Origin of the sequence: Pseudomonas sp. RIT411, assembly GCF_003057735.2 — a bacterium.
Taxonomy (GTDB): Bacteria; Pseudomonadota; Gammaproteobacteria; order Pseudomonadales; family Pseudomonadaceae; genus Chryseomonas; species Chryseomonas oryzihabitans.
Window position 1 is genome coordinate 246,703 of record NZ_QBIZ02000005.1, and the last position, 22,314, is coordinate 269,016.

The 22,314-nt window shown below is 64.3% G+C and carries 27 protein-coding genes, 1 tRNA gene and 1 pseudogene; 11 read left to right on the top strand and 18 right to left on the bottom strand.

Annotated features, from left to right (window positions below):
- The first annotated feature begins 110 nt into the window (after positions 1 to 110).
- The 5 genes from DBY63_RS10065 (at position 111) to tcyN (ending at position 4,168) form a co-directional block, all read left to right on the top strand.
- Positions 111 to 764, top strand: coding sequence for a 7-cyano-7-deazaguanine/7-aminomethyl-7-deazaguanine transporter (locus DBY63_RS10065; RefSeq protein ID WP_108581820.1), 654 nt, complete (start codon positions 111 to 113; stop codon positions 762 to 764).
- 69 nt (positions 765 to 833) lie between these two features.
- Positions 834 to 1,826: a D-cysteine desulfhydrase gene (locus DBY63_RS10070; RefSeq protein ID WP_108581821.1), complete on the top strand. Its 993-nt coding sequence runs from the start codon at positions 834 to 836 to the stop codon at positions 1,824 to 1,826.
- Positions 1,827 to 1,938: 112 nt separating this feature from the next.
- Entirely contained in the window at positions 1,939 to 2,736 is a 798-nt protein-coding gene (gene tcyJ, locus DBY63_RS10075; RefSeq protein WP_074583605.1) for a cystine ABC transporter substrate-binding protein, read from the top strand.
- Positions 2,733 to 3,407, top strand: a complete 675-nt coding sequence (gene tcyL, locus DBY63_RS10080; protein WP_027599207.1) for a cystine ABC transporter permease — start codon at positions 2,733 to 2,735, stop codon at positions 3,405 to 3,407. Before tcyJ ends, tcyL begins: the two co-directional genes overlap by 4 nt.
- The gene (gene tcyN, locus DBY63_RS10085; RefSeq protein ID WP_108581822.1) at positions 3,404 to 4,168 is read left to right on the top strand and encodes an L-cystine ABC transporter ATP-binding protein TcyN; all 765 of its coding nucleotides are present in this window, start codon (positions 3,404 to 3,406) and stop codon (positions 4,166 to 4,168) included. The genes tcyL and tcyN overlap by 4 nt, the downstream gene beginning before the upstream one ends.
- Here tcyN and epsC read toward each other — a convergent pair.
- Entirely contained in the window at positions 4,159 to 5,103 is a 945-nt protein-coding gene (epsC, locus tag DBY63_RS10090) for a serine O-acetyltransferase EpsC (RefSeq protein ID WP_007161852.1), read from the bottom strand. The genes tcyN and epsC overlap by 10 nt on opposite strands.
- A gap of 116 nt (positions 5,104 to 5,219) precedes the next feature.
- Between epsC and sseA the strand changes: the two genes are divergently transcribed.
- The 6 genes from sseA to DBY63_RS10120 all read left to right on the top strand — a co-directional run bounded on the left by sseA (position 5,220) and on the right by DBY63_RS10120 (position 9,925).
- Positions 5,220 to 6,071, top strand: a complete 852-nt coding sequence (gene sseA, locus DBY63_RS10095) for a 3-mercaptopyruvate sulfurtransferase (RefSeq protein ID WP_042134375.1) — start codon at positions 5,220 to 5,222, stop codon at positions 6,069 to 6,071.
- 157 nt (positions 6,072 to 6,228) lie between these two features.
- The gene (ahpC, locus tag DBY63_RS10100; RefSeq protein ID WP_007161854.1) at positions 6,229 to 6,792 is read left to right on the top strand and encodes an alkyl hydroperoxide reductase subunit C; all 564 of its coding nucleotides are present in this window, start codon (positions 6,229 to 6,231) and stop codon (positions 6,790 to 6,792) included.
- An 83-nt stretch (positions 6,793 to 6,875) separates the two neighbouring features.
- The gene (gene ahpF, locus DBY63_RS10105; RefSeq protein ID WP_108581823.1) at positions 6,876 to 8,435 is read left to right on the top strand and encodes an alkyl hydroperoxide reductase subunit F; all 1,560 of its coding nucleotides are present in this window, start codon (positions 6,876 to 6,878) and stop codon (positions 8,433 to 8,435) included.
- Between the two features lie 213 nt (positions 8,436 to 8,648).
- A complete protein-coding gene (locus tag DBY63_RS10110; RefSeq protein WP_042134379.1) occupies positions 8,649 to 9,314 on the top strand; it encodes a gamma-glutamylcyclotransferase in 666 nt (221 codons plus the stop codon).
- On the top strand, positions 9,311 to 9,538 hold the full coding sequence (locus DBY63_RS10115) for a TIGR02450 family Trp-rich protein (protein WP_007161857.1): 228 nt from the start codon (positions 9,311 to 9,313) through the stop codon (positions 9,536 to 9,538). Before DBY63_RS10110 ends, DBY63_RS10115 begins: the two co-directional genes overlap by 4 nt.
- Before the next feature lie 126 nt (positions 9,539 to 9,664).
- On the top strand, positions 9,665 to 9,925 hold the full coding sequence (locus DBY63_RS10120) for a hypothetical protein (RefSeq protein ID WP_007161858.1): 261 nt from the start codon (positions 9,665 to 9,667) through the stop codon (positions 9,923 to 9,925).
- A 42-nt stretch (positions 9,926 to 9,967) separates the two neighbouring features.
- Here the strand turns inward: DBY63_RS10120 and DBY63_RS10125 are convergent.
- The 17 genes and pseudogenes from DBY63_RS10125 to DBY63_RS10210 form a co-directional block, all read right to left on the bottom strand.
- Positions 9,968 to 10,054: transfer RNA gene (locus DBY63_RS10125), tRNA-Leu, on the bottom strand.
- A 437-nt stretch (positions 10,055 to 10,491) separates the two neighbouring features.
- The gene (locus tag DBY63_RS10130) at positions 10,492 to 11,145 is read right to left on the bottom strand and encodes a hypothetical protein (RefSeq protein ID WP_108581824.1); all 654 of its coding nucleotides are present in this window, start codon (positions 11,143 to 11,145) and stop codon (positions 10,492 to 10,494) included.
- Between the two features lie 346 nt (positions 11,146 to 11,491).
- Entirely contained in the window at positions 11,492 to 11,929 is a 438-nt protein-coding gene (locus DBY63_RS10135; RefSeq protein WP_108581825.1) for a hypothetical protein, read from the bottom strand.
- A 22-nt stretch (positions 11,930 to 11,951) separates the two neighbouring features.
- Positions 11,952 to 12,167 (bottom strand): annotated as a pseudogene (locus tag DBY63_RS25210) (hypothetical protein); the annotation flags it as partial.
- A 584-nt stretch (positions 12,168 to 12,751) separates the two neighbouring features.
- Positions 12,752 to 13,294 carry a lysis protein gene (locus DBY63_RS10150; RefSeq protein WP_218565010.1) on the bottom strand — a complete coding sequence of 181 codons (543 nt, stop codon included), beginning with the start codon at positions 13,292 to 13,294 and terminating at the stop codon, positions 12,752 to 12,754.
- A complete protein-coding gene (locus tag DBY63_RS10155) occupies positions 13,294 to 13,767 on the bottom strand; it encodes a hypothetical protein (RefSeq protein ID WP_108581828.1) in 474 nt (157 codons plus the stop codon). Before DBY63_RS10155 ends, DBY63_RS10150 begins: the two co-directional genes overlap by 1 nt.
- Positions 13,768 to 13,882: 115 nt before the next feature.
- Positions 13,883 to 14,242 (bottom strand): DUF1353 domain-containing protein, encoded by a 360-nt coding sequence (locus DBY63_RS10160; RefSeq protein WP_108581829.1) that lies wholly within the window; start codon positions 14,240 to 14,242, stop codon positions 13,883 to 13,885.
- Positions 14,239 to 14,928 carry a DUF4376 domain-containing protein gene (locus DBY63_RS10165; protein ID WP_108581830.1) on the bottom strand — a complete coding sequence of 230 codons (690 nt, stop codon included), beginning with the start codon at positions 14,926 to 14,928 and terminating at the stop codon, positions 14,239 to 14,241. Before DBY63_RS10165 ends, DBY63_RS10160 begins: the two co-directional genes overlap by 4 nt.
- 1 nt (position 14,929) lies before the next feature.
- A complete protein-coding gene (locus tag DBY63_RS10170; protein ID WP_108581831.1) occupies positions 14,930 to 15,985 on the bottom strand; it encodes a hypothetical protein in 1,056 nt (351 codons plus the stop codon).
- A gap of 3 nt (positions 15,986 to 15,988) precedes the next feature.
- A complete protein-coding gene (locus DBY63_RS10175; RefSeq protein WP_256594375.1) occupies positions 15,989 to 16,477 on the bottom strand; it encodes a hypothetical protein in 489 nt (162 codons plus the stop codon).
- A 12-nt stretch (positions 16,478 to 16,489) separates the two neighbouring features.
- A complete protein-coding gene (locus DBY63_RS10180) occupies positions 16,490 to 16,744 on the bottom strand; it encodes a hypothetical protein (RefSeq protein ID WP_108581833.1) in 255 nt (84 codons plus the stop codon).
- Positions 16,741 to 17,325 carry a hypothetical protein gene (locus tag DBY63_RS10185; RefSeq protein WP_108581834.1) on the bottom strand — a complete coding sequence of 195 codons (585 nt, stop codon included), beginning with the start codon at positions 17,323 to 17,325 and terminating at the stop codon, positions 16,741 to 16,743. Before DBY63_RS10185 ends, DBY63_RS10180 begins: the two co-directional genes overlap by 4 nt.
- Before the next feature lie 27 nt (positions 17,326 to 17,352).
- Entirely contained in the window at positions 17,353 to 18,069 is a 717-nt protein-coding gene (locus tag DBY63_RS10190) for a hypothetical protein (RefSeq protein WP_108581835.1), read from the bottom strand.
- A 9-nt stretch (positions 18,070 to 18,078) separates the two neighbouring features.
- Positions 18,079 to 19,605 carry a hypothetical protein gene (locus DBY63_RS10195; protein ID WP_108581836.1) on the bottom strand — a complete coding sequence of 509 codons (1,527 nt, stop codon included), beginning with the start codon at positions 19,603 to 19,605 and terminating at the stop codon, positions 18,079 to 18,081.
- Positions 19,602 to 20,081: a hypothetical protein gene (locus DBY63_RS10200; RefSeq protein WP_108581837.1), complete on the bottom strand. Its 480-nt coding sequence runs from the start codon at positions 20,079 to 20,081 to the stop codon at positions 19,602 to 19,604. Before DBY63_RS10200 ends, DBY63_RS10195 begins: the two co-directional genes overlap by 4 nt.
- A gap of 1 nt (position 20,082) precedes the next feature.
- Positions 20,083 to 21,801, bottom strand: coding sequence for a hypothetical protein (locus tag DBY63_RS10205; RefSeq protein ID WP_108581838.1), 1,719 nt, complete (start codon positions 21,799 to 21,801; stop codon positions 20,083 to 20,085).
- Complete coding sequence (locus DBY63_RS10210) at positions 21,801 to 22,310, bottom strand: hypothetical protein (RefSeq protein ID WP_108581839.1); 510 nt, start codon at positions 22,308 to 22,310, stop codon at positions 21,801 to 21,803. Before DBY63_RS10210 ends, DBY63_RS10205 begins: the two co-directional genes overlap by 1 nt.
- Positions 22,311 to 22,314: the final 4 nt, after the last annotated feature.

Genomic DNA, 22,314 nt, shown 5'->3' on the forward strand with positions numbered 1-22,314 from the left:
GCCTGCAGCCAATCACTGGTGATAGGCCTCGGCTTTGGGCTAGGATGGCGCCGCCCCGGATCCCGGGGCCTGGGTTCCCTCACCCCAGGTACCTTCAAAAAGGCCCACTCATGCTCGCACGTCTCGATTCCGCGCGCCGCACGGCGGTCGCCGCGCTGGTCGCTTTCCACGTCCTCATCATCATCGCCAGCAACTACCTGGTGCAGTTACCGCTGCAACTGTTCGGCTGGCACACCACCTGGGGCGCCTTCAGCTTCCCCTTCATCTTTCTCGCCACCGACCTCACCGTGCGGCTGATGGGCAAGGCGCCCGCCCGCCAGGTGATCGCCCGGGTGATGATTCCGGCCCTGGCGGTTTCCTATGGGGTCTCGGTGCTGTTCCAGGACGGCAGTTTCCAGGGCTGGGCGGCGCTGGCCGCGGTCAACGTCTTCGTGCTGCGCATCTCCCTCGCCAGCTTCTGCGCCTATGTGCTCGGGCAGCTGCTCGACATCCAGGTGTTCGACCGCCTGCGGCGCTCGCGCCACTGGTGGCTGGCGCCCACGGTCTCGACCCTGTTCGGCAACGCCCTGGACACCCTGGCCTTCTTTTCCATCGCCTTCTGGCGCAGCGACAACCCCTTCATGGCCAGTCACTGGCCGGAGATCGCCCTGGTCGACTACGGCGTCAAGCTGACGGTCAGCCTGCTGCTCTTCGTTCCGCTCTATGGCGTGCTGCTGCGTTCGCTGGTGCCCCAGGCCTGGGCGCGGCGTCCGGACCTCGCCTGAGGGCAGGATTGCCGCCAGGCGCGGCTTGGCCCTAGAGTGATGCCCCCTTCAATTGCCTTGGGTTCCGCCATGCTCGCCGCCGCCCTCGCCCGCTTTCCGCGCCTGACGCTGCAACCCTCGGTGACCCCGCTGGAGGTCCTGCCGCGGCTGTCGGCGGAGCTGGGCCGGCCGGTCTACTGCAAGCGCGACGACACCACCAGCCTGGCCCTGGGCGGCAACAAGGTGCGCAAGCTGGAATACCTGGTCGCCGCGGCGCTGGCCGCCGGCGCCGACACCCTGGTGACCGCCGGCGCCATCCAGTCCAACCATGTGCGCCAGACCGCCGCCGTCGCCGCGCAACAGGGCCTGGCCTGCGTCGCCCTGCTGGAAAACCCCATCGCCACCGCGGACCCCGGCTACCTGCACGGCGGCAACCGCCTCCTGCTCGAACTCTTCGGCGCCGAGATCAGAGCCGTCGCGGCGCTCGATGATCCGTTGCGGCAGCTGGAAGCCGAAGCCGAGCGCCTACGCCAGCAAGGGCGCAAGCCCTGGGTGATCCCCATTGGCGGCTCCAGCGCCCTGGGCGCCCTCGGCTACGTCCGTGCGGCCTTGGAACTTGACGCTCAGCTGCACGAACTACAGTTGCAACCCGCAGCCGTCATCCTCGCCTCCGGCAGTGCCGGCACCCAGGCCGGGCTGGACCTGGCCCTTCATCATCTGCGGCCAGAGCTGCCGGTAGTCGGCGTCACCGTTTCCCGCACCCAGGCCGAGCAGCTGCCCAGGGTCGCCCTGCTGCGGCAGCAGTTGGCCGAGTTGCTGGGCGTCGCTCTACCCGAGAATCCTCCGCTCCTGCGTGACGGCTACTTCGGCCCGCGCTATGGCGAGCCCAATCCCGCCACCCTGGCCGCCATCCGCCGCCTGGGCCGGCTCGAAGGCCTGGTGCTGGACCCGGTCTACACCGGCAAGGCCATGGCGGGCCTGCTGGATATGGTCGCCAGCGGGGACCTCCCACCCGGCCCCCTGGTATTCCTGCACACCGGCGGCGCCCCGGGCACCTTCGCCTATGGCGACTGGTTGGCGTGATCGGCTAGCCAAGCCACAGGACGATGGCATAACGTCAGCAGTTTTCGGACTTGGGATGTCAGAACAGACACCCTCATAGTGGCGCACCCTCATAACCACAAGGATCTCTTCCATGCGCAAACCCCTCCCCCAGCGTCTGCTCCGTAGCGCCGCCCTGTTGCTCGCCCTGGGCCTGGCCCACCAGGCCACCGCCCAGGCCGAAGACCTCCTGCAGACCGTCAAGCAGCGCGGCGAACTGATCGTCGGCCTGGAGGGCACCTATCCGCCCTTCAGCTTCCAGAACGAACAGGGCCAGCTGACCGGCTTCGAAGTGGACTTCGCCAAGGCCCTGGCCAAGGAACTGGGTGTCGACGCCAAGATCCAGCCCGGCAAATGGGATGGCCTGCTCGCCGCCCTGGAATCCCGGCGTCTGGACGTGGTGATCAACCAGGTCACCATCAGCGACGAGCGCAAGAAGAAATACGATTTCTCCACCCCCTACACCGTCTCCGGCATCCAGGCCCTGGTGCGCAAGGACGACGTCGACAGCATCAAGACCGCCGCCGACCTCGCCGGCAAGAAGGTCGGCGTCGGCCTGGGCACCAACTACGAGCAATGGCTGCGCCAGAACGTACCCAAGGCGGACGTGCGCACCTACGAAGACGATCCCACCAAGTACCAGGATCTGCGCGTCGGCCGCATCGACGCCATCCTCGTCGACCGCCTGGCCGCCCTGGAACTGCTGTCCAAGACCAAGGACAAGCTGGCCCTGGCCGGTGAGCCCTTCAGCCGCCAGGAGTCGGGCATCGCCGAACGCAAGGGTGATCCGCAATTCCATGCCGCGGTCGACCAGGCCATCGCCAAGCTGCGCGCCGATGGCACCCTGGCCAAGATCTCCGAGAAGTGGTTCAAGGCCGACGTCACCCAATGAGCGACACGCTACAGCTCCTGCTCGATTCGCTGCCCTTCCTGCTGAAGGGCGCGATCTGGACCGTGGTCCTGAGCCTCGGCGGCATGTTCTTCGGCCTGCTGCTGGGCTTCGGCCTGGCCCTGCTGCGCCGCTCGCCGAGCCTGCCGCTGCGTAGCCTGGCGCGGCTGTACATCTCGTTCTTCCGGGGTACGCCGCTGCTGGTGCAGCTGTTCGTCATCTACTACGGCCTGCCCGAACTGGGCCTGCAGCTCGATCCGCTGCCGGCCGCCCTGATCGGCTTTTCGCTGAACATGGCCGCCTACACCGCGGAGATCATCCGCTCGGCCATCGGCGCCATCGACCGCGGTCAGTGGGAAGCCGCCGCCAGCATCGGCATGACGCCGCTGCAGACCCTGAGGCGCGCCATCCTGCCCCAGGCGCTGCGCATCGCCCTGCCGCCACTGGGCAACAGCTTCATCTCGCTGGTCAAGGACACCTCGCTGGCGGCCACCATCCAGGTGCCGGAGCTGTTCCGCCAGGCCCAGCTGATCACCGCCCGCACCTTCGAGATCTTCAGCCTCTACCTGGCCGCGGCACTGCTCTACTGGGTCCTGGCCAGCCTGCTGTCCACCCTGCAGAACCGCCTCGAACGGCACTACGGGCGCCACATCAACGAACGAGGTCAGTCATGATCGAGGTGCAGGGGCTGTCCAAGTCCTTCCGGCAGCAGACAGTGCTGCAGTCCATCGACCTCGAGGTGGCCCAGGGCGAGGTGGTCGCGATCATCGGCCCCAGCGGTTCGGGCAAGACCACCCTGCTGCGCTGCCTCAATCTGCTGGAGACCCCGGAGGCCGGCAGCATCCGCCTGGGCGACCTGCGCATCGACGCCAGCCGACCGCTCAAGGGCCAGCAGCACGCCATCCGCCAGCTGCGCCAGCGCATGGGCTTCGTCTTCCAGAACTTCAATCTGTTTCCCCATCGCACCGCGCTGGAGAACGTGATCGAGGGCCCCATCATCGTCCAGGGCGAGGCGCGCGACACGGCCATCGCCCAGGGCCGTGAATGGCTGGCCAAGGTCGGCTTGGCCGACAAGGCCGATAGCTATCCCGGACAGCTATCGGGCGGCCAGCAGCAGCGGGTCGCCATCGCCCGGGCACTGGCCATGCGTCCCCAGGCCATCCTCTTCGACGAACCCACCTCGGCGCTGGATCCCGAGCGGGTCGGCGAGGTGCTGGAGACCATTCGCGGGCTGGCCCAGGAGGGTCGTACCCTGGTCATCGTCACCCACGAGATGGCCTTCGCGCGTGACGTCGCCCACCGGGTGCTGTTCATGGACGGCGGCCGCATCGTCGAACAGGGTCCGGCGGCCGAGTTGTTCAATCGGCCGCGTGAAGAACGCACCCGGCGCTTCCTGGCCAAGTTCGTCCGTGACAGCGCCGCCGACTACTCCTGAGCCAGACCGGCGCAGCCCTGCAGGCTGGCCTGGCTGACGTTGCTGTTGGCCGGCACGCCATGGGTCAGCCAGACGTTGCCGCCTATGGTCGAGCCCTGGCCGATGGTGATGCGCCCGAGGATGGTCGCCCCGGCATAGATCACCACATCGTCCTCGACGATCGGATGGCGCGGGTGGCCCTTCTTGAGGTTGCCCTCGGCATCGGCCGGGAAGCGCTTGGCGCCCAGGGTCACCGCCTGGTAGATGCGTACCCGGTCGCCGATGATGCAGGTCTCGCCGATCACCACACCGGTGCCATGGTCGATGAAGAAGCCCTCGCCGATCTGGGCACCCGGGTGGATGTCGATCCCGGTCGCCGAGTGCGCCCGCTCGCTGACCATCCGCGCCAGCAACGGCAGGCCGCTGCGATAGAAGTGATGGGCGATGCGGTGATGGATCATGGCGTAGATGCCCGGGTAGCAGAGCAGCACCTCGTCCACGCTGCGCGCGGCGGGATCGCCCTGGTAGGCGGCGATCACGTCGGTATCCAGCAGCCGCCGCAGATCCGGCAGCGCCAGGGCGAAGGCCTGCACCAGCCGACGGGCCTCGTCGGCACGATTGACGCCGTTCTCGCCACGCTGCTTGGCGAAATAGTCCAGTTCCAGCTTCGCCTGGATCACCAGGGCATTGAGCGCCCGCTCCAGTTCGAAACCGACATAGAAGTCCTCGCTTTCCTGGCGCAGCTGATCCGGCCCCAGGCGCAGCGGAAAGAGCGCGCCGCTGAGGGATTCGATCACGCTGGCCATGACGCTGCGCGAGGGCAGCTCGCGGCCGCTGAACTCGCGGAAACGCCCATGGGTCTCGCGCCATTGGCTGCGCGCCTCATGCAGTTCCCCGACGATGCGCCCGAGTTGCCAGTCGTTGCCGCCCGTGGATTGCCCGTTAAGTTCGCTCATAAGTCATCTATCCAGTTGCCAGGCTGACGAGGATAAAGTATCCGCCGATCCCTGACAGCCCACGTCGCGCCGGGCGCGGTAAGCTGTCGTCCTTTGCCCATCAAGGAGCGCCACCCATGATCGCCTCCCCGCTGGTCACCGCTGCCTGGCTGCAGGAGCAACTCGGCCGTCCGGATCTGCTGATCCTCGATGCCAGTCTCTACCTGCCCAACGAACCCCAGATCGCCGACGAGACCTATCGGCAGCAGCACATCCCCGGCGCCCTGCGCTTCGATATCGAACACTTCTCCGATCCGGACACCGCGCTGCCGCACATGGTCCCCAGCGCGGGACGCTTCGCCCGCCTGGCTGGCGAACTGGGCGTCACCCCGGAGACCACCCTGGTCGTCTACGACCAGAAGGGCCTGTTCTCCGCCGCCCGGGCCTGGTGGCTGTTCCGCCTGTTCGGCCATGACCAGGTGATGGTGCTCGATGGCGGCCTGCCGCTCTGGCGTGAACAGGGCCTGCCGCTGGAGACCGGTGAAAACCTGCCCAACCCGCAGCCGCCCTACCCCGTCATCTTCAACAATCGCCTGCTCTGCGGCCTGGGCGATGTGCAGACCGCGCTCAGCGTGGGCCAGACCCAGGTGCTCGACGCGCGTGGCGCCAAGCGCTTCACCGGCGAGGTAGCGGAGCCGCGCCCGGGCGTCGCCTCAGGTCATATGCCCGGCAGCCAGAATCTGCCCTACGACAGCCTGCTGACAGAAGATGGCACCCTGCTGCCACCCCAGGAGTTGCGCCAGCGCTTCCAGGCCCTGGGCATCGACGGCCTACATCCGGTGATCACCAGTTGCGGCAGTGGCGTCACCGCCGCGGTCCTGCTGCTCGCCTTGAGCGTCGCCGGCCTGCCGGATGGTCGGCTCTACGACGGCTCCTGGAGCGAATGGGGTCAGCATCCGGCCACGACCAAGGCGCTGGGCCCGGCCTGAGCCGAGCTAAGCCGCTGATTTTATTAAATACCTGTAGTATCCGATAGAGACGCCCAATCGCCGACATCGCCTTTAACAATGAGGTGAATCGTCAAAATGCGATTAGTATGCGTCCTATCGATTTCAACCCTGACTTAAACCCATCAAGGAGTCATCAATGTCCCTGATCAACACCGAAGTGAAGCCTTTCACCGCGACCGCCTACCACAACGGCAAATTCGTCCAGGTGACCGAGGCCGATCTGAAGGGCAAGTGGTCCGCCATCGTGTTCTACCCGGCCGACTTCACCTTCGTGTGCCCCACCGAGCTGGAAGACCTTGCTGACCTGTACCCCGAGTTCCAGAAGCTGGGCGTGGAGATCTACGGCGTGTCCTGCGACACCCACTTCGCGCACAAGGCCTGGCACGACACCTCGGAAGCCATCAAGAAGGTCAACTACCCGCTGGTAGGCGATCCCACTGCTCGCCTGGCACGCAACTTCGAAGTGCTGATCGAAGAAGAAGGCCTGGCCCTGCGCGGCACCTTCCTGATCAACCCGGAAGGCCAGATCAAGCTGTGCGAAATCCACGACAACGGCATCGGCCGTGACGCCAGCGAACTGCTGCGCAAGGTCCGCGCCGCCCAGTACGTCGCCAACCACCCGGGCGAAGTCTGCCCCGCCAAGTGGAAAGAAGGCGAAGCGACCCTGACCCCCTCGCTGGACCTGGTCGGCAAGATCTAACACCCGCCTGATCTAGCCCGAGCGCCCGGGCGCCTTGCCCGCGCGCTCTTTTTTTGCCCATTTTTTACGGAAGCCACGTCGCCATGTTGGACGCCAATCTGAAAGCCCAGCTCAAGACCTACCTCGAACGCGTCACGCGCCCCATCGAGATCGTCGCGTCCCTCGACGATGGCGCGAAGTCCCGTGAAATGCACAGCCTGCTGCAGGATATCGCCAGCCTGTCCGATCAGGTCAGCCTCAGCACCGACGGCACCGATGCCCGTCGCCCCTCCTTCGCCCTGCTGACCCCCGGTCAGAACATCGACCTGCGCTTCGCCGGTCTGCCCATGGGCCACGAATTCACCTCCCTGGTACTGGCCCTGCTGCAGGTGGGCGGTCATCCGTCCAAGGCCAGCCAGGACGTCATCGAGCAGGTCAAGGCGCTCGACGGCGACTACCAGTTCGAAACCTATTTCTCCCTCTCCTGCCAGAACTGCCCGGACGTGGTGCAGGCCCTGAACCTCATGGCCGTGCTCAATCCCCGGGTCAAGCACGTCGCCGTCGACGGCGCCCTGTTCCAGGACGAGGTCGAGCGCCGCCAGATCATGGCCGTGCCCAGCGTCTACCTGAACGGCGAACCCTTCGGCCAAGGCCGCATGGGTCTGGAAGAGATCGTCGCCAAGCTCGACACCGGCGCCGCCGCTCGCTCCGCCGACAAGCTCAATGCCAAGGACGCCTTCGACGTCCTGGTCATCGGGGGTGGCCCGGCTGGCGCGGCCGCTGCCGTCTATGCCGCACGCAAGGGCATCCGTACCGGCGTCGCCGCCGAGCGTTTCGGCGGCCAGGTACTGGACACCCTGGCCATCGAGAACTTCATCTCCATCAAGGAGACCGAAGGGCCGAAGCTGGCCATGGCGCTGGAAGAGCACGTCAAGCAGTACGAAGTCGACATCATGAACCTGCAGCGCGCCGAGCAGCTGATTCCGGCCCACGAAGCCGGCGGCCTGCACGAAGTCCGCTTCACCGATGGCGGCTCGCTCAAGGCCAAGACGCTGATCCTGGCCACCGGCGCTCGCTGGCGCGAGATGAACGTCCCCGGTGAGCGGGAATACCGCAACCGCGGCGTGGCCTACTGCCCGCACTGCGATGGCCCCCTGTTCAAGGGCAAGCGCGTCGCCGTGATTGGTGGCGGCAACTCGGGTGTCGAGGCGGCCATCGACCTCGCCGGCATCGTCGCCCAGGTCACCCTGATCGAGTACGACGGCCAGCTGCGTGCCGACGCCGTGCTGCAGCGCAAGCTGTTCAGCCTGCCCAACGTGACCGTCATCACCAGCGCCCTCACCAGCGAAGTCAAGGGCGACGGCCAGAAGGTCAACGGCCTGGTCTACAAGGATCGCAACTCCAGCGAGTTCCACCACCTCGAACTGGAAGGCGTCTTCGTGCAGATCGGCCTGGTGCCCAATACCGACTGGCTCAAGGGTACCGTCGAGCTGTCGCCGCGCGGCGAAATCGAAGTGGACGCCCGCTGCCAGACCTCCCTGCCCGGCGTTTTCGCCGCAGGCGACGTCACCACCGTGCCCTACAAGCAGATCGTCATCGCCCTGGGCGAAGGCGCCAAGGCCTCCCTGGCCGCCTTCGATCACCTGATCCGCACCAGCGCCTGATCGATCTCACGCCCCCTTTCCCGCCCGGCATCTGCCGGGCTTTTTTTCGTCCGCCGTTTTCTGCGTCCACCTTGGCATGTTTCTCGCTGTGACCTAACCAGGCGTCATAAAGATGGGCACGAACGGTCTAGGAGTTCATCCCGGACTTTCGTTAGGATCTTAGGGCCGGGTTCCTGAACCTGGCAGCTACAGCGGTAGAGGACCAGGCGGCATATGCACAGACAGATTCCTTCCAGCATCCACGATTCCTATCCCCCCAAGCTCGCGCCCGCCACGCCGCTCACCCCTCCCGAGCTGGTGGCCTCCCTGGAAGCCACCCTGGCTCAACGCCAACCCGGCCCGGTCTGGCTGTTCGCCTACGGCTCGCTGATCTGGCGCCCCGAGTGCCCCGCCGTCGCCGTGCGCCGGGCGCGGGTGCACGGCTATCACCGCGGTCTCTATCTCTGGTCCCAGCTGCATCGCGGCACCCCCGAGCAACCCGGCCTGGTACTGGGCCTGGATCGCGGCGGCTCCTGCTCGGGCTTCGCCTACCAGCTGCCGGATGACCAACTGGACGATCACCTGCTGGCCCTCTGGAAGCGCGAGATGCCGGATGGGTCCTACCGCCCCCGCTGGCTGCAATGCCACCTGGAAGACGGCAGCAAGGTGCAGGCGCTCGGCTTCGTGCTGAAGCGCAATCTGCCCTGCTACGCCGGCAGCCTGCCCGATGACATCCTCAATCGCGTCCTGACCGAGGCCTGCGGCCATTTCGGCACCACCCTGGAATACGTCGAGCGCACCATCACGGCGCTCAGGGCCCACGCCATGCCCGATCGCAACCTGGAAGCCCTGCTGCAGCGCTATCGCAGCGCACCCCTGCTGGAGGCCATGCAGGGATGAAGCAACGTCAGATCAACCCCCACAAGCTGCTGCTCAGCAAATGGACGGCCGTCCAGCCACGCGAACGGCAAAAGCACTTCATCGTCACCCGGGTCCATACCCCGGAAGTCGAGACCGACCCCATCTCGCAGATAGATCTGCAAGCCGTTCTCACTCGTCGTACCTGGACGCTGGACTGGCACGAGTTGCAGGATGCAGAATGCTGGCTGCAAGGCTGGCAATGAAACTCCGAAAGCAGGGCCGGGATTTTGCGACTAGCATCGCGATATGACGGCACTTTTCTGCAAAGGTGAAACCCTGTAGCAGCCAATGCTGTCACAGTGCCACCTTTGAACAGGAAGCTTTTCCGGATGACCCTCTATGTCGAACTCGCCAGCGCCTTCAACACCCTCAAAGGCGGATTCGAGCCGTTGCGCTGCGTGATCTCCACGCGTGATCAGCGCGCCTACGATGTCGAGGTCTTTTCCCGCAGCGGTCAGTCGGTACTGAACCGCCCTATCGCCCGCACCGAGTTGCTCGACGCGGCCATGCTCGAAGCCTTCATCCTCGACAGCCGCTCACGTATCGAGCGCGATGCGGATGAAACGCCCTACTGGACGATTCCCTCCTAAACGAAAAAGGCCACTCGAACAGGAGTGGCCTTTTCATTTGGATGGTGCCCGAGGCCGGAATCGAACCGGCACGACGGTTAAGTCGAGGGATTTTAAGTCCCTTGTGTCTACCAGTTTCACCACTCGGGCAGAACCGAACCCTCAGACAAGCGGATTCGTAAAACCTGATCCAGTATTCATACATCCCTGGATGATGAAAAGCCCCGTAGACCTGGGATCTACGGGGCTCTCAATAGTGGAGGCCGAGGTCGGAATCGAACCGGCGTACACGGATTTGCAATCCGCCACTAAAACCCTGTCGAATCATTGTCTTACAGACGAATCGTTTCCGCAAGCTTTGCAGCTTTGACCTCACCAAACCCAGTGATGGCGCGGGGTCGAGAAGTTGATGCGGAAACGATTTTAGGCCTACCGACGGTGCTCAGAACGGCCCGTTCTAGCTAAGGCATGCTGGTCGTCTCGGCGGAAGCAGGTCTCACAGCTGCAGGATCGTAATGGCCTGCCTTCGTTTCCAAAGGCGGCCAGAAGATATCGATATCCAGGCAAATATCCCTGCCTATAGATATTTAAAACGATTCTGCAGGCTTCTGTGCTGCGTCTCGAACCAGCTGAGCCTCACGTTTCGGCAAAGCAAATTTGAGAACAATGACAGAGTCCGCTCCTTGGCCGACGACCATTAACTCTGCGCTTCGCACCGTGTCTGGCTGTAGTGCAAGAGCGCTAATAAGGCTATCCGCCTTATCCATCACAGCGGCCTTCTCCAACATAACATAGGTGAAAGATCCGCCGTTTATCCCACCCCCTTCGAAGTTAGTAATGGTTTGCTTCGCCGAGCGGTCATTTCGAAGGGTGTGCAGAATGTCTAGTTGAGTCTTACCATCATTAAGAGCGACAAGAGTAAAGGTCTGTGAAAGTGTACCGAAAAGCCTGGCAAAGATTGCTTGGTCTTGCTCAGTCATCAGCGAAATTTGGTGTAGCTTTCCAGCCGAGAAAACCAATGCTGCGGTGAAGGAATGGTCCATGAAGCGGACATCGTCCTTGCATAGAGCATCGCTACCCACCTCAGCCGAACAATCGTAGTAGCCTTGTTGGTTCACATACGAATCACGCGCTGATAGATAAGTATAGTCTTTGAACAACTTTGCTTCGTTCCCCGCTCCGTTGGCTAGGGCACAGAAAAGAACGCTAATACCGGCGGCGATTTGGCGATAGGGATTCATCTTCTCATCCTTGTGGAGTCTTCCGCGCGCAATTATGAGGAGATTCACATTTGTGCCGAGCCCTTATATACCGACGGTAGTAGCAAACCGATAAGCGGCGACCATCAAATAGCGGCTCGACCATCTAGTCTTGAGATGCCAGTTGCGCTCCTGTTGTCAGGTATCAAGGCCTGGAATGCGTTGGTAAATCAGGCAAAACCCAGCTAGCGCAACGGTTTCAGACCGAAAACGGCCTATTCCGACAGGTCGTTTTACTGCTCGATACTTTCCTTTGCTGACGCATACTTACGCGCCAGTTTTGGGGAAGGCTTTACCCCTCCTCCGGCGTTCTGCCGACACCTAACCCCTACCGTTTTCCCTGCAGCCAACTGACTTGGCTGCGAAGCCGATCGGCGTCCATCTTTTCGTCTATGGCCATCGCCCTGGCCGTGGCCAGCTCCTGGCGGAGATGCTCGCTTTCCTTCTGGCAGATGTTCACCGCTAGCAGCAGCTCGTGATACTTCACGTCGATCTCTTCCAACTGCGGCGCGGGTGCTCCATCGCCGCCCCCGGCCATCCAATTCTGCACGCTGAGCTGGTTGAAGCCCCGGACGATCCGGACCTCAGCCCACAGCTGGTCGCGCTCGGTCAGCACCGTCAGCAGGTTCTGCCGCAGGCGGCTCATGATCCCGCGCATTATCGCGATCTCCTCGACGTAGAGATCGCGCTGGTTCCTGATCATCTCCAGGCAGTCCGGGTCGAAGTCGTCCCCCCCGAAGCTGCCGAACTCGTCGACTTGTTCCATGGCATAGCCCGATACTGGTTTTTCATACAGTAGTCAGGCGGGACTGGACCAGCAAGCTTGACAGCGACGAACGGCAGTCAATGGCAGCTGGCTCCTGCCGCCACCAGCTCCTCTCATAGCTGGTCTGCTGCCGGTGCTCCGGCAGCAGGGCCCTAACCCTCACCTCCAGGCCGTCTTCCTTACACAGCCCCTTCGCCGCCCAGGCCGGCAAGGCCAGCGCCTTCACCCGGCATGGCACCATTCACTTCTGTCACTTCACCCGGGAGGATACCAGCCGCATGACTGCCCAGGACAAACGTCTATACCGGCTGGCCGGCGCATTCGAGGCTGAAAGTATGGTGCGCATAGCCGGAAGGCTGCACTGGCTCAGCTCGATCTAAGAACCTCCTAAAGAACCAACAAGCACGACCGATAGCTTGGCTGTTACCAATCTCGTACAGGACCACCAAGATGACCCGTGCATGCCCCATTTGTAAAAGTACCAAAGTCTCACCGCGAAATTACGGCAAGAAAACAGGAGCAGCAGCAGGAATGGCCGCAGGTGGCATTGCTAGCTATATGGCCGCGGTAAGCGGCGCTACGACTGGTGCTGCAACCGGCGCGAAGGTTGGTGCACGGGGCGGTCCAGTCGGAGCAGTAGCTGGGGCTGCTGTAGGGGCAGTGGCAGGTGGCATTCTCGCAGCTTTGGCCGGAGGCGCGGCAGGCGGTGCGGTCGGAGCTAAGGCCGGAGAAATTGTAGATGAAAACATCTTGGACAACTTTCAATGTCATGACTGCCAGGGAACGTTTAGCTAACTCGTTTAGGTGATGTAGGACGCCTGGCTATTGGCTTGCTAGGCATACTTCTCGAACGTAAGCCTGGAGCGCTCTCAATGCTGCTTGGTCGGCGATGATCCCAGCTCGGATGTCGAGAACGTTGCGTCCAGCTTCTGGAGAGAGTTCGACGGTTCCTGCATGGTCCACGCTGGTGGTGCCGGCGGCTGTGGGCATACTGACGGGATTGGCTGGACAGTTGCCTGCGACCCGCACCCGGCCGCCAGCATCAAGGCGAGCACGCAGGCGATCATTCTCAGCTTTCGCATCATTCCTTTCCTTCGTGGCTTTCTTGTCCAGCTCGGCTACGGCATGCTGGGCTTCTTGCTGCTTGGCCAGGGCCTGGGTGACCTGCTGCACCGCGGCGTTCGAGATGGCGGCCAGGTCAGCTTGATGCTCCTTGCTCTCTCGCTCGGTCGCGCCTTCAGCCCGTGCCACCCTGCCCTCCAAACGCCAGCCATTGAGGACCCAGCCGAAGCCAGTCCCCATGGCAAGCAGCACGACAACGGCGCCAGCGATAAGCCAGGCCCTGTACTGCTCAAGGGCGCCCATCACTGCACCGCGGCCAGAGCCTGGGCGTAGATCGCCTCCCAGGTCTGCGGGTGCGGCTTGCCCGGGCGCCAGACACGGGCGTAGAGGTCCCAGGCTTCCTGCACTTGGCCCAGAGCCGGCAGCGGCCTGGGGTCGGTCCACAGCAGCAGGCGGGCGAAGGCAGCGGCCAGGACGTCGTCGCGCTCCAAGGCCTCATAGACCGCCGGTGCGGTGGGTTCCACGTCACGGGCAGCGCAGACCTCGAGCGCGTGCGGCCTGCTGGCGGGATGGGTTAGCACGCCGCGGACGCCGCCGGCCTGCTCGAACTGCCACAGCCCCCGGGCCGGGCCGCCGATCTGGCGCCGGAACTGGAGACGCGATTCCTGCAGGCCGATGCCCAGCAGCATGACGGTGGCGCGCTTACCGGCCATCTTGGTAGGCAGCAGCGCGAAGGCCGGGGCAATGGCGCCGGTCTGGATGATGTCGAGAGCCATGGCTTTCTCCAGGCGAAAAAATACCCGCGCTGGGCGGGTTTGTTGTCCTCATGATCGTGAGGAATCAGGCGTCGGTCCGTATTAGGCGGCTCGATTCCGCACGGACGTGAGAATTTCAGCCGGCACCATAGCGGCTGGCACCACCGACACGGACTCCGCCCCACATCAGCCAGGCACGCCAACGAGCGATGCCGCTGGACCGAAGGGCATTAAAGAAGACCCGGTCGGCATCCTCGCGCGGCAGCAGACAGGTTCTGTAGAGCCAGTCGTGGAGCGCCGCGGCGGCGTGGCCATAGGCGCCTACCAGGTCGAAGATCACCGGCAGGCGCGGCACGCTGGCGAAGTCGGTCTCGAAGCCGGGCGGTACCGTCAGGCGGCCTTGCTCGGGGTCCAGGTACGAAAATGGCGCCAGGAGGCGCCATGTCTTGCGGTCGGTCTGCAGTTCGGCCTGCAGTGGCTCGGGGAATCGGTTCACGCCGGCCAGCCCTCTTGCAGCATCGCCTCGCTGAACGTTCCATCGGCAACCGCCGTCAGAAGTTCGGCCTCACGGTCGTAGCAGGCCTGGATGTGATCGCGCACGGCAGAGGCCACAGCTATGATCATCTTGGCGTCCAGCTCGACCCGAGTGCTATCGGCCATCTTCCAGCGGCAGACGTAGTTGCTGTCGAGCACAGCGGCTAGGGCAGCACCGGTGATCAGCGCCTGGCTGTCGGTGCTGGTGTCGACCGGCATGCCCTCCAGCGTGGTACCAGCAATCTGGGCCTGGTACCGCCGCGCGGCAATGCGCTGTTGGGCGGTGGACTCAGCAGGCTGAGTCAGATCGGCAATCTGGTCCTTCAGCAAGGCTATGGCGGCCTGGGCCTCGGTCAGCGCCGCCTCGCTTGCAGCAGCCTTGGTCTGGGCTTCATCCAAGGCAGAAGATAGATCTGCGTTATGCGCTATTGCCGTGGCCGTGGTCTCGCCGAGCACCCCAGCCAACAATGCCCTCACGCCGTCATCGACGAGCGCGAGCGGTACCACGTCGTTCTCGCGCTCCTGATCTACGGTGCCATCTGGCAGAAGCCACTGGCGCAGCGTCTGATACTGCGCCCCTCGGATGCCATCGGCGTCGAGGCGGATCTTGATTTCGTACGGGATGTCCCGCGCGGTAAGGGTCGTCATGTCAGGACACCGTGGTGGTCGTGTTGAGGATGATCCAGTTTGTGCCGTTGCTGCGGCACCGCTTGGGGCCTCCACTCGCGTCGGTCACATCGATTTCCGCTCCGGAATTGCTCGATGCGGATGGCAATGTCGCCAGCGTGTACTGGCCGGGCCGGATAGGGCCGGTCGCATAGATACCGCCCAGCACCTGGAGCCGGTAAGCGCTATTGAGCTGATCACTCTGGCCGACCACCATGCTCACCGCTCGGAAGATCACGCGGTCCATCGTGTGGTCTGCAGCGGTAGAGCGATAGGCGATCATGAATTCATGAGCAGCGGTGTAAGCGTCGTTGATCGTGCGGAACGTCAGGCGGCCGTTTTCCGACGTAGAGGAAAGGATCTCGAATGAACGCTTATCTGCTGGCGCGGAGGGCAGATTGAGCGTCATCCCGGTCTGGTTTCCGGAGGGAGTACCGCGGGCGGTGAAAGTGCCCTTATCGCCGACCGATACGGCATCCGTGAACTGGGGCGAAGTCTTCGGTGCCCTGGCGTCCAGTGCGCTCTGCATGGCGGTGCTGACCGGCTTACTGGCGTCGCTGGTGTTGTCGACGTTGCTCAGCCCAACATCCCCTTTAGCCAAGCCAAGATCGCCTTTGGCAGATGCTGCAGTAGCACGCTCATAACCAATGCACGCCCAGTTGCCACTACCCAGGCTGACGAAGTCAGCAACATCGCCGGCGACAGTCGTGATGTTGGCTGCTCGGGGCAAGATCAGCTTGGTGGCGTCATAAGTCAGGGTCAGTGCCCCGGAGAAGCGGAGAGTACGGCGGGCGCCAGCGGCGATCGTATCGAAGGCGCCGATGGTAGTCGTGCCGGTGATGTTGATGGTATTAGCAGTCGCAGCGCCGATATTGACCGTGGCAGCCGATGCCAGCGTGACCGGCGCAGCCTCGTTGATCGCGCCCGACAAACTGCCGCCGGTAAGCGGCAAGCGCGCAGCCACCGCAGCGGTGAGGGCCTTCACGTCGGCGGCCACCGCCTGGGAAAGCGCGGTCACCCGCGCAGCTAGGGTGGCCATGGCTTAGGCCTTGGCCGTGGCGTAGGCGGCGGCGAAGTCGGTGTCGGGGTCGCCTATCCCGATGTTGGCGCAGGCCTGGGCCTTCTGGGCTTGGGTCAGGGTCTGGGCATCGTCGAAGCGAAGGCGGTTATTGACGGCAGTGGCCAGGGCCGCAGCGGTAGTCTCGTCCGCCTTGATGATGTCCTGCAGTTCCTTCAGGGTGTCGTAGGCCGCGTCTGCGCCGCCGAGGATGTCCGACTTCACGGCAGCCTTTGCCGCCTCGATCGTGTCGTAGATCTTGTCGGCAGACCAGGTGAAGCCGGTATCGCCATTCCCCTTGGTGTCGTCGATCACTGCCGTGTTGGCTGTGATCATGCCGCGCAGTTCATTGATCGCTGCCACCAGGTTGCTCTTGGCCGTGGTGCTCAGACCGGTCAGGTCGCCGACAGAGGCCTTGAGCGATTTCACGTCGGCAGCAATGGCCTGCGCCAACAGGGTAATGCGCTGGTTCATGTTCATTCGTGGTCAGCCTCTGGCCAGGTAGTAGAGCGCCAGGTAGTCGGCGCCGGTAGGTTCGGGAACGTAGAGGCCCTCGTCGGAGCCTTCGATAAGCTGGTTATCCGGATCAGTGCTGATCATCGCGGAGCCGCTTCCAGACTTGCCCGGCGGCCCGGGTGGGCCCTGGTCACCGAAAGCAACCACCAGCACCTCGGGCTCCGGCTCCACGACGATGCAGTGCTCGTCCTCGACGACGATCAGGCCAGGAGAATCGCAGCTCATGGGCAGCCCTCCAGTCCGACCTCCACCTCGCCCTGGGCGAAGCGCGTCACCGTGCCGTCGGCGAAGGTGAGCTCCAGATCCCAGGTGGCGCGGGTCCAGCCGAGGATGGCGGTAGCTGCGGCGCTGAGGTGGATGCGCAGCAGGCCCAGGCCATCGACGACCAGGCCACCGTTCACAGTCGTGAGCTCCAGCACTGACGCGGCGCCAATCTCAGGGCGCACCAGCAGGCGGCCGGTGACACCGGTGAGGTCCAGCGGCGGCAGGTAGATCAGGCGGCCGGCAGAGGGCTTGGCACAGCTCGCGTCGATGACGTTGACCTCCAGGGCGTCCTGGTCGATGACCTTGACCATGTGCGGCCGGGCGCCGGCTGGATCGCGGTTCAGGTTCGGCAGCCCCACAACGCCGGCGAACCAGGCCGGCCAAGTACCAATGAGGCCGTGACCGGGAGCGGTGATGCGCACCGGCGCCGTGGCGGCGATGCTGGTGATGTCGCGGTAGATCCGGCCCGGCTGCATCAGCCGCAGGACCTTGTTGAGCGTCGTTCCCTGGATGATGCGCAGGGGAATGCAGGCCGGCGTCATGGCTGGCTACTCCAGAACTGAGTGGGGTTAGCTGAAGCTGATCTTGTGGGTGCCCTCGGGGAGAGGGTTATCCAAGACCTTCACGAAGCACGAGACCGCGCCATTCAGCTGGTTGAGATTGCCGAAGCTGGAGATGTTGTACTGCTGGGCGCCGATCTTGAAGGAGGCGAACGGCAGGTCGGCCTTGGAGGCGTAGCTGCCGCGGATGGTGATGATCAGGTTCTGGAACTGGCTGTTCCAGATGAGCCCCATCAGCTCGCCGTCGGCGCCAGGCGCAGCAGCGGCGCCCGGGATGGTGGACGCACCGCTCGGGCTGATGGCGCCCGCCGGATAGGCATAGTCGTTGGGATTGATGGTGAAGCCGTAGAACTCGCCGTTCTTGAACTCCGAGGTCAGGGCAATGCCGCCTTCCAGCGCATTCACGCGCCCTTCCAGGTCGGCTACCCTGCCCAGCAGCTTCGTCACGTTCCCAGCGGCCGCAAACAGAGTGTCGAGCATCCCGGCTGTGATCGAGCAGTAGATGATGCTCCCCGTCTTCCACTCGCGTGCGGTCGTACCCTCCTGGGCGCGGGCCAGGGTTGCAGTGCCTTCGAACACCGAGGCGCTGACGATCTCCCAGGCCGTCGGCTTGCTGGCCGAGTCCGCGAGGGTGAGCCGATAGTCCCCATCCGGGATACTGAGCGCGCACGAGGTATCGCCGGCGGCCAGCGTCACCGCCTGGCTCCAATTGTTCACGAAGTTCATGGTGTGTCCTTAGATGTAGCAGACCTGCTTGTAGGAGCGGGTTGCAGCGAAGGTGACAGGGCACCAGCTGCCATAGAGCTTGCCGCCTTCGCGGAAGAAGCTGGCGTCGGAATCAATGGCAGGCAGCTGCAGCAGGCCAGAAGGTGTGGCCACATCGGGATGCCAGTGGGTCTCGCCCTGATCAGTCGACCCGTAGGCCAGAGCCGCGCCGAACATCTGGTAGGAGATCCGGTGGGGGATCATGCGCACCACCACCGACTGACCATCCTTCAACCAGCTGCTGGCGTTGTTGCTGATGCAGTAGGGGATACCGCCCGGGACCGCTGCGACCTCGCTGGGAGATGCGGCGACGATGCCACCCATAATTATCGGTCGGTCAGCTGGATTTAGCGTGGCTGAGTCATTGATCGTCTGCGACTCGCCGGTGGAGTAGTTCGCCTGCCCCTTACTTGAGCTCTGGTACGTCCTGGTGCTGTCGCCAGTGAACTCGGTCGTCTCTTCCAGCTGCTGGGCAGTGGAAACGCTCCAGCCAACCACCTCTGAGCCATCCAACGACACCGCAGCCCGCAGGCTATCCGAAACCGAATACTTGAGCGTCCACTTGCCCACGAGCGGCGCGCCATTCGGGAAGCTGGTTGGCCCCTCGTGCTCCAGAGCGGGGATGTTCAGCACCCGCTGATAGAGCATCGATAGCTTCCAGATCCGGCGGGTACCGTCCGGGTCGTAGTAGATGCCCACTACCCACCCTGAGAAGCCGCGCGATTCGGTGCCCTGGCGGATCAGGTGATCGATCAGGTACTTGTCGGCAGGCCGCTTGCCGTTGATGAGCTGGTCGTTGTCGAGGTACCAGTCGCTCGCCTGGCCGGCCACCAGGGTTTCGCTGGCGACGCCCAACGTCTGGGCTTGCGTATAGATCGTCGTCAGGGCAGCCTGGCACTCAGCCCCCTTCCCTTTCAGGCTCACTTCAAGCCAGCCGACCGGGCGATAGCGCCAGGGCTGCTCGGCGCCGAAATCCATCGCTAGCTCAATCGCCGCCCGGTCGCCGGTCACCGTCGCGTGGTGCAGGAGCTTCGCGTAGCCAGCGTCGGTGCCAGGGGGTTGGGTGACCGCCGGCGTGTCTTGGTCAAGGTTGGGCTGGGCGACCGGGTAGGTGTAGGACTCTGGCTTGCCAGAAAGCACGCCGAACCTGTCGAGCTTGATGCTCCAGTCAGCGCTCACGAAGTTGAACGTGACCCGCCAGCAGGCGCCGTCCGGATCGATGTAGATCCAGCCGTACAGCTGGCCGCCATGAAGTTGGCCACCGCCAATGATCGCCCTATCCCACCACTGCCAGCCACGCTGTGCATCGTCTGCGGCTTCCTCCTCGCTCCGCTGCACCGCCTTTGCCAGCGGGTGCTTGACCAGCATGGTCGAGCCGGTAAAGGGATAGCTGTCGACGTACTTGTGCGGGTGGCTGAGCGTCTTGCCGTTGGAGAGCTTGAGCTTTCCGCCCTCGACCAGGCCGTGATAGGGGCAACCCCAGACGGGCGAGGTCATGTCGGCACCTCGGTGGCCACCGTACCGTTCGGGTCGGCGTACTGGAACTGGACTGCAGCGCCATTGGCGTCCGTCATGTTTATGGTCTTGACGGCCGGCAGGATGAACAGGCCATCGCTGCTGGTGAGGCCGCCGGCGTAATACTCCCGGTCTGGCACGGTCTTCCCGTCGACCGACTTGGTCTTCTCGGTCAGCGGGCTTGCGATACCCCCGCCAGTGTTGGTCGCCGCCCGGGGCTTGAACTCGCCGGTACCGCTGGCAGCGGGCACGCCGCCGCGCGCCTGCACCTCGGGTAGCGCCTTGTTCGCCCGGGGCGCCGCCACTACGGCGTTGATGTCGTCCACCGTGGTGCCGCGCCGGGAGGCCTCCATAGCCGCGCCGATCCCGCGACGCTCCGCCTCATTCGATGTCCCAATGGCGCGCCGTGCGGCTTCCATCGCCTTGCCACTAGCGCGCCGGGCGTCTCCAAGTGCCATATCAGAGCTCCAGGGTGTCGTTCGGTATGACCACCCGGTACTCCGCGGTGGTTGTGTAGGCCTGCTCATCTCGCAAGGCGGCTGGAATTTCCGGCGCCGTGACCTTCATGCGGCGGGGAAACTTCTCCAGGGTGGTGTCCTGCACATTGCTGTACATCCCCGAGAAGCCGTCACGGTCAGGGTCATAGTCGCCGCTGTCGTAGTGCCCATCGAGCTGGGTGTCGAGCGCGTAGCCCCTGCTGCCACTGCTCGGGCTGCTGGTGGTCTCCGGCGGAGCGCTGAGGGCGTCCGCATCGGTACCACCGCCACGCATGACCGCAATGGTGGTAGTGATCAGGGCGCTGCCTGACTCCAGGTCGTAGGCCTCCTCAAGCCGCCGGCATTTCCCAACGGCTTTCACGCCCTGATCAGCCAGGCTGAGTGTCTGGTCGAGATCTGCGCCCAGGCACATGCTGGCGGGAAAGTCCCAGCTGACGGTGGTATCGCGGTGGCTGCTAAGGATGGTGGTCTGCGCTTGGTGGAGTAGCACCTCGATGGCCGCAGCGCGCCGGGTGAAATTTCCAAGGTCGGTGAAGCCGTCAGTGCCGCCGGTGACCTCATCGCTTTCCCAGGCGTCGGCCCGATCATCCTCGATCTGGACTGCCAGGCGATCGCGGGACACCTGCTCCCCGGCCTGGGCGACGCTGGAGGGCGCATAGACCTTGAGCGTCAAGCTCTCGGTGACCTGTTGGGTCCAGCGGCGGGCACCGGTGAAGCTGGCCGACAGCAGAAGGCCCTCATAGACGTTGATCCACGGGATCCCATCGCCGCACGGGTTCGGCATGCTCAGCGGGATGGTGTAGTAGCTGCCGGCCACCAGAGTCTGGCCGCTACCACTCACCGCAGACTCGATCATCTCGACATCAGGTGTGTCCGATGACTCCTTTCGCCATTGGCAGAAGCCGCCCAGGCCGCTTGCCCCGTTGGTCTCAGGATGCACCCAGGTGTAGCCGTTGCTCTGCTGCCAGAGCCGGGCGTAGCGATAGCCACCCTCGATCTGGATGACGTTGGTCAGTCGGTCCAGCTGCGCGAGCTCGACGCGGATGCTCTGGTAGACGGTAGTGCCGGCGCCGAACTCGAAGGCCGGGGCCTTGGCGAACCAAGGCGTGACCCGCAGCGCGCCGGCGGCCGAGGCATTTAGGCTCGAAGGGATGGTGCCCAGGCGTTCGCCCGCATAGTCCCAGCGGCTACGGCCCTCGGTGGGCTCGAACACGTCGTCCGACCAGTAGCCGCCGACCAGTGCGTCGATGTCGGTGATGGCCATAGCCTCGACCCGCTTCTGGAGCTGGTCGCTACAGTTCAGGGTCAGCAGGCGCTGGGTGGCGTCGTAGGACGGGTCAGAGACCTGGCCGGTGTAGCGCCGGGACTGCGTGACCACGACACCCTGCTCGCTCACATAGTCGAGCGTCACCGGGCGGCCGATCCAGTCGGTGGGCACAATCGGCCCGGGCGGCAGGAAGATGATGACGGTGGCCAGGCCAGCGGCGCCCTCCTCCCGGCCCACCAATACCGAGCCGGTCAGCTGCGCGGAGTAGTCCACGCCACCGATCATCAGCACCAGCCGCCAGGTGAAGGAAAGCGCCGGCGCCACCGGTACCGGAGGATTGGGCCCAGGACCATCGCCCTGGCCTAACCCTCCGGCATTCAGCGGCTGGGCATTCAGCGGGTAGGCGTTGAGCATCACGCCTCCTCGGCGGTCAAGGTCCAGTCGAAGGTTGCGGCGCTGGCGTCCATCGCCTCCTCGCGGTCGACGTAGACGCTGAACATGGGCATCCACTGCACCTGGTAGAGCGTGGCGCCATCGACCGGGGTCACGGTAGCCACCTGGTCGGCCACACTGGCCGGAGTCGTGACCCACTCGGTGTCTACAAGGGCCAGCGCCCAGGGCGCGACGTCGGGCCGCGGGGTGCTGGTCAGGGTGAAGCTGGTTCCGGTACCCCGGATGGAACGCGGCTGAGTGCAGCGCAGTTCCAGGGGCTGGTCGAAGTTCAGGCCGTCCAGGCCTGGGCCCATCCACCCGCTTCCGCTGACGGTGATGGCGGTCTTGGCCCAGTGACGCATGTTCACCAGCGCGCCCTGGCTCAAACGAACCCGGGCGCGGCCTTCGGCGCCGACCTTGTACTGCTGGCTTGGCGGCCCATCATGGGCAACCAGCGGGATTCCGCCGAGCATCACGCGCGCAACGGCCATAGCG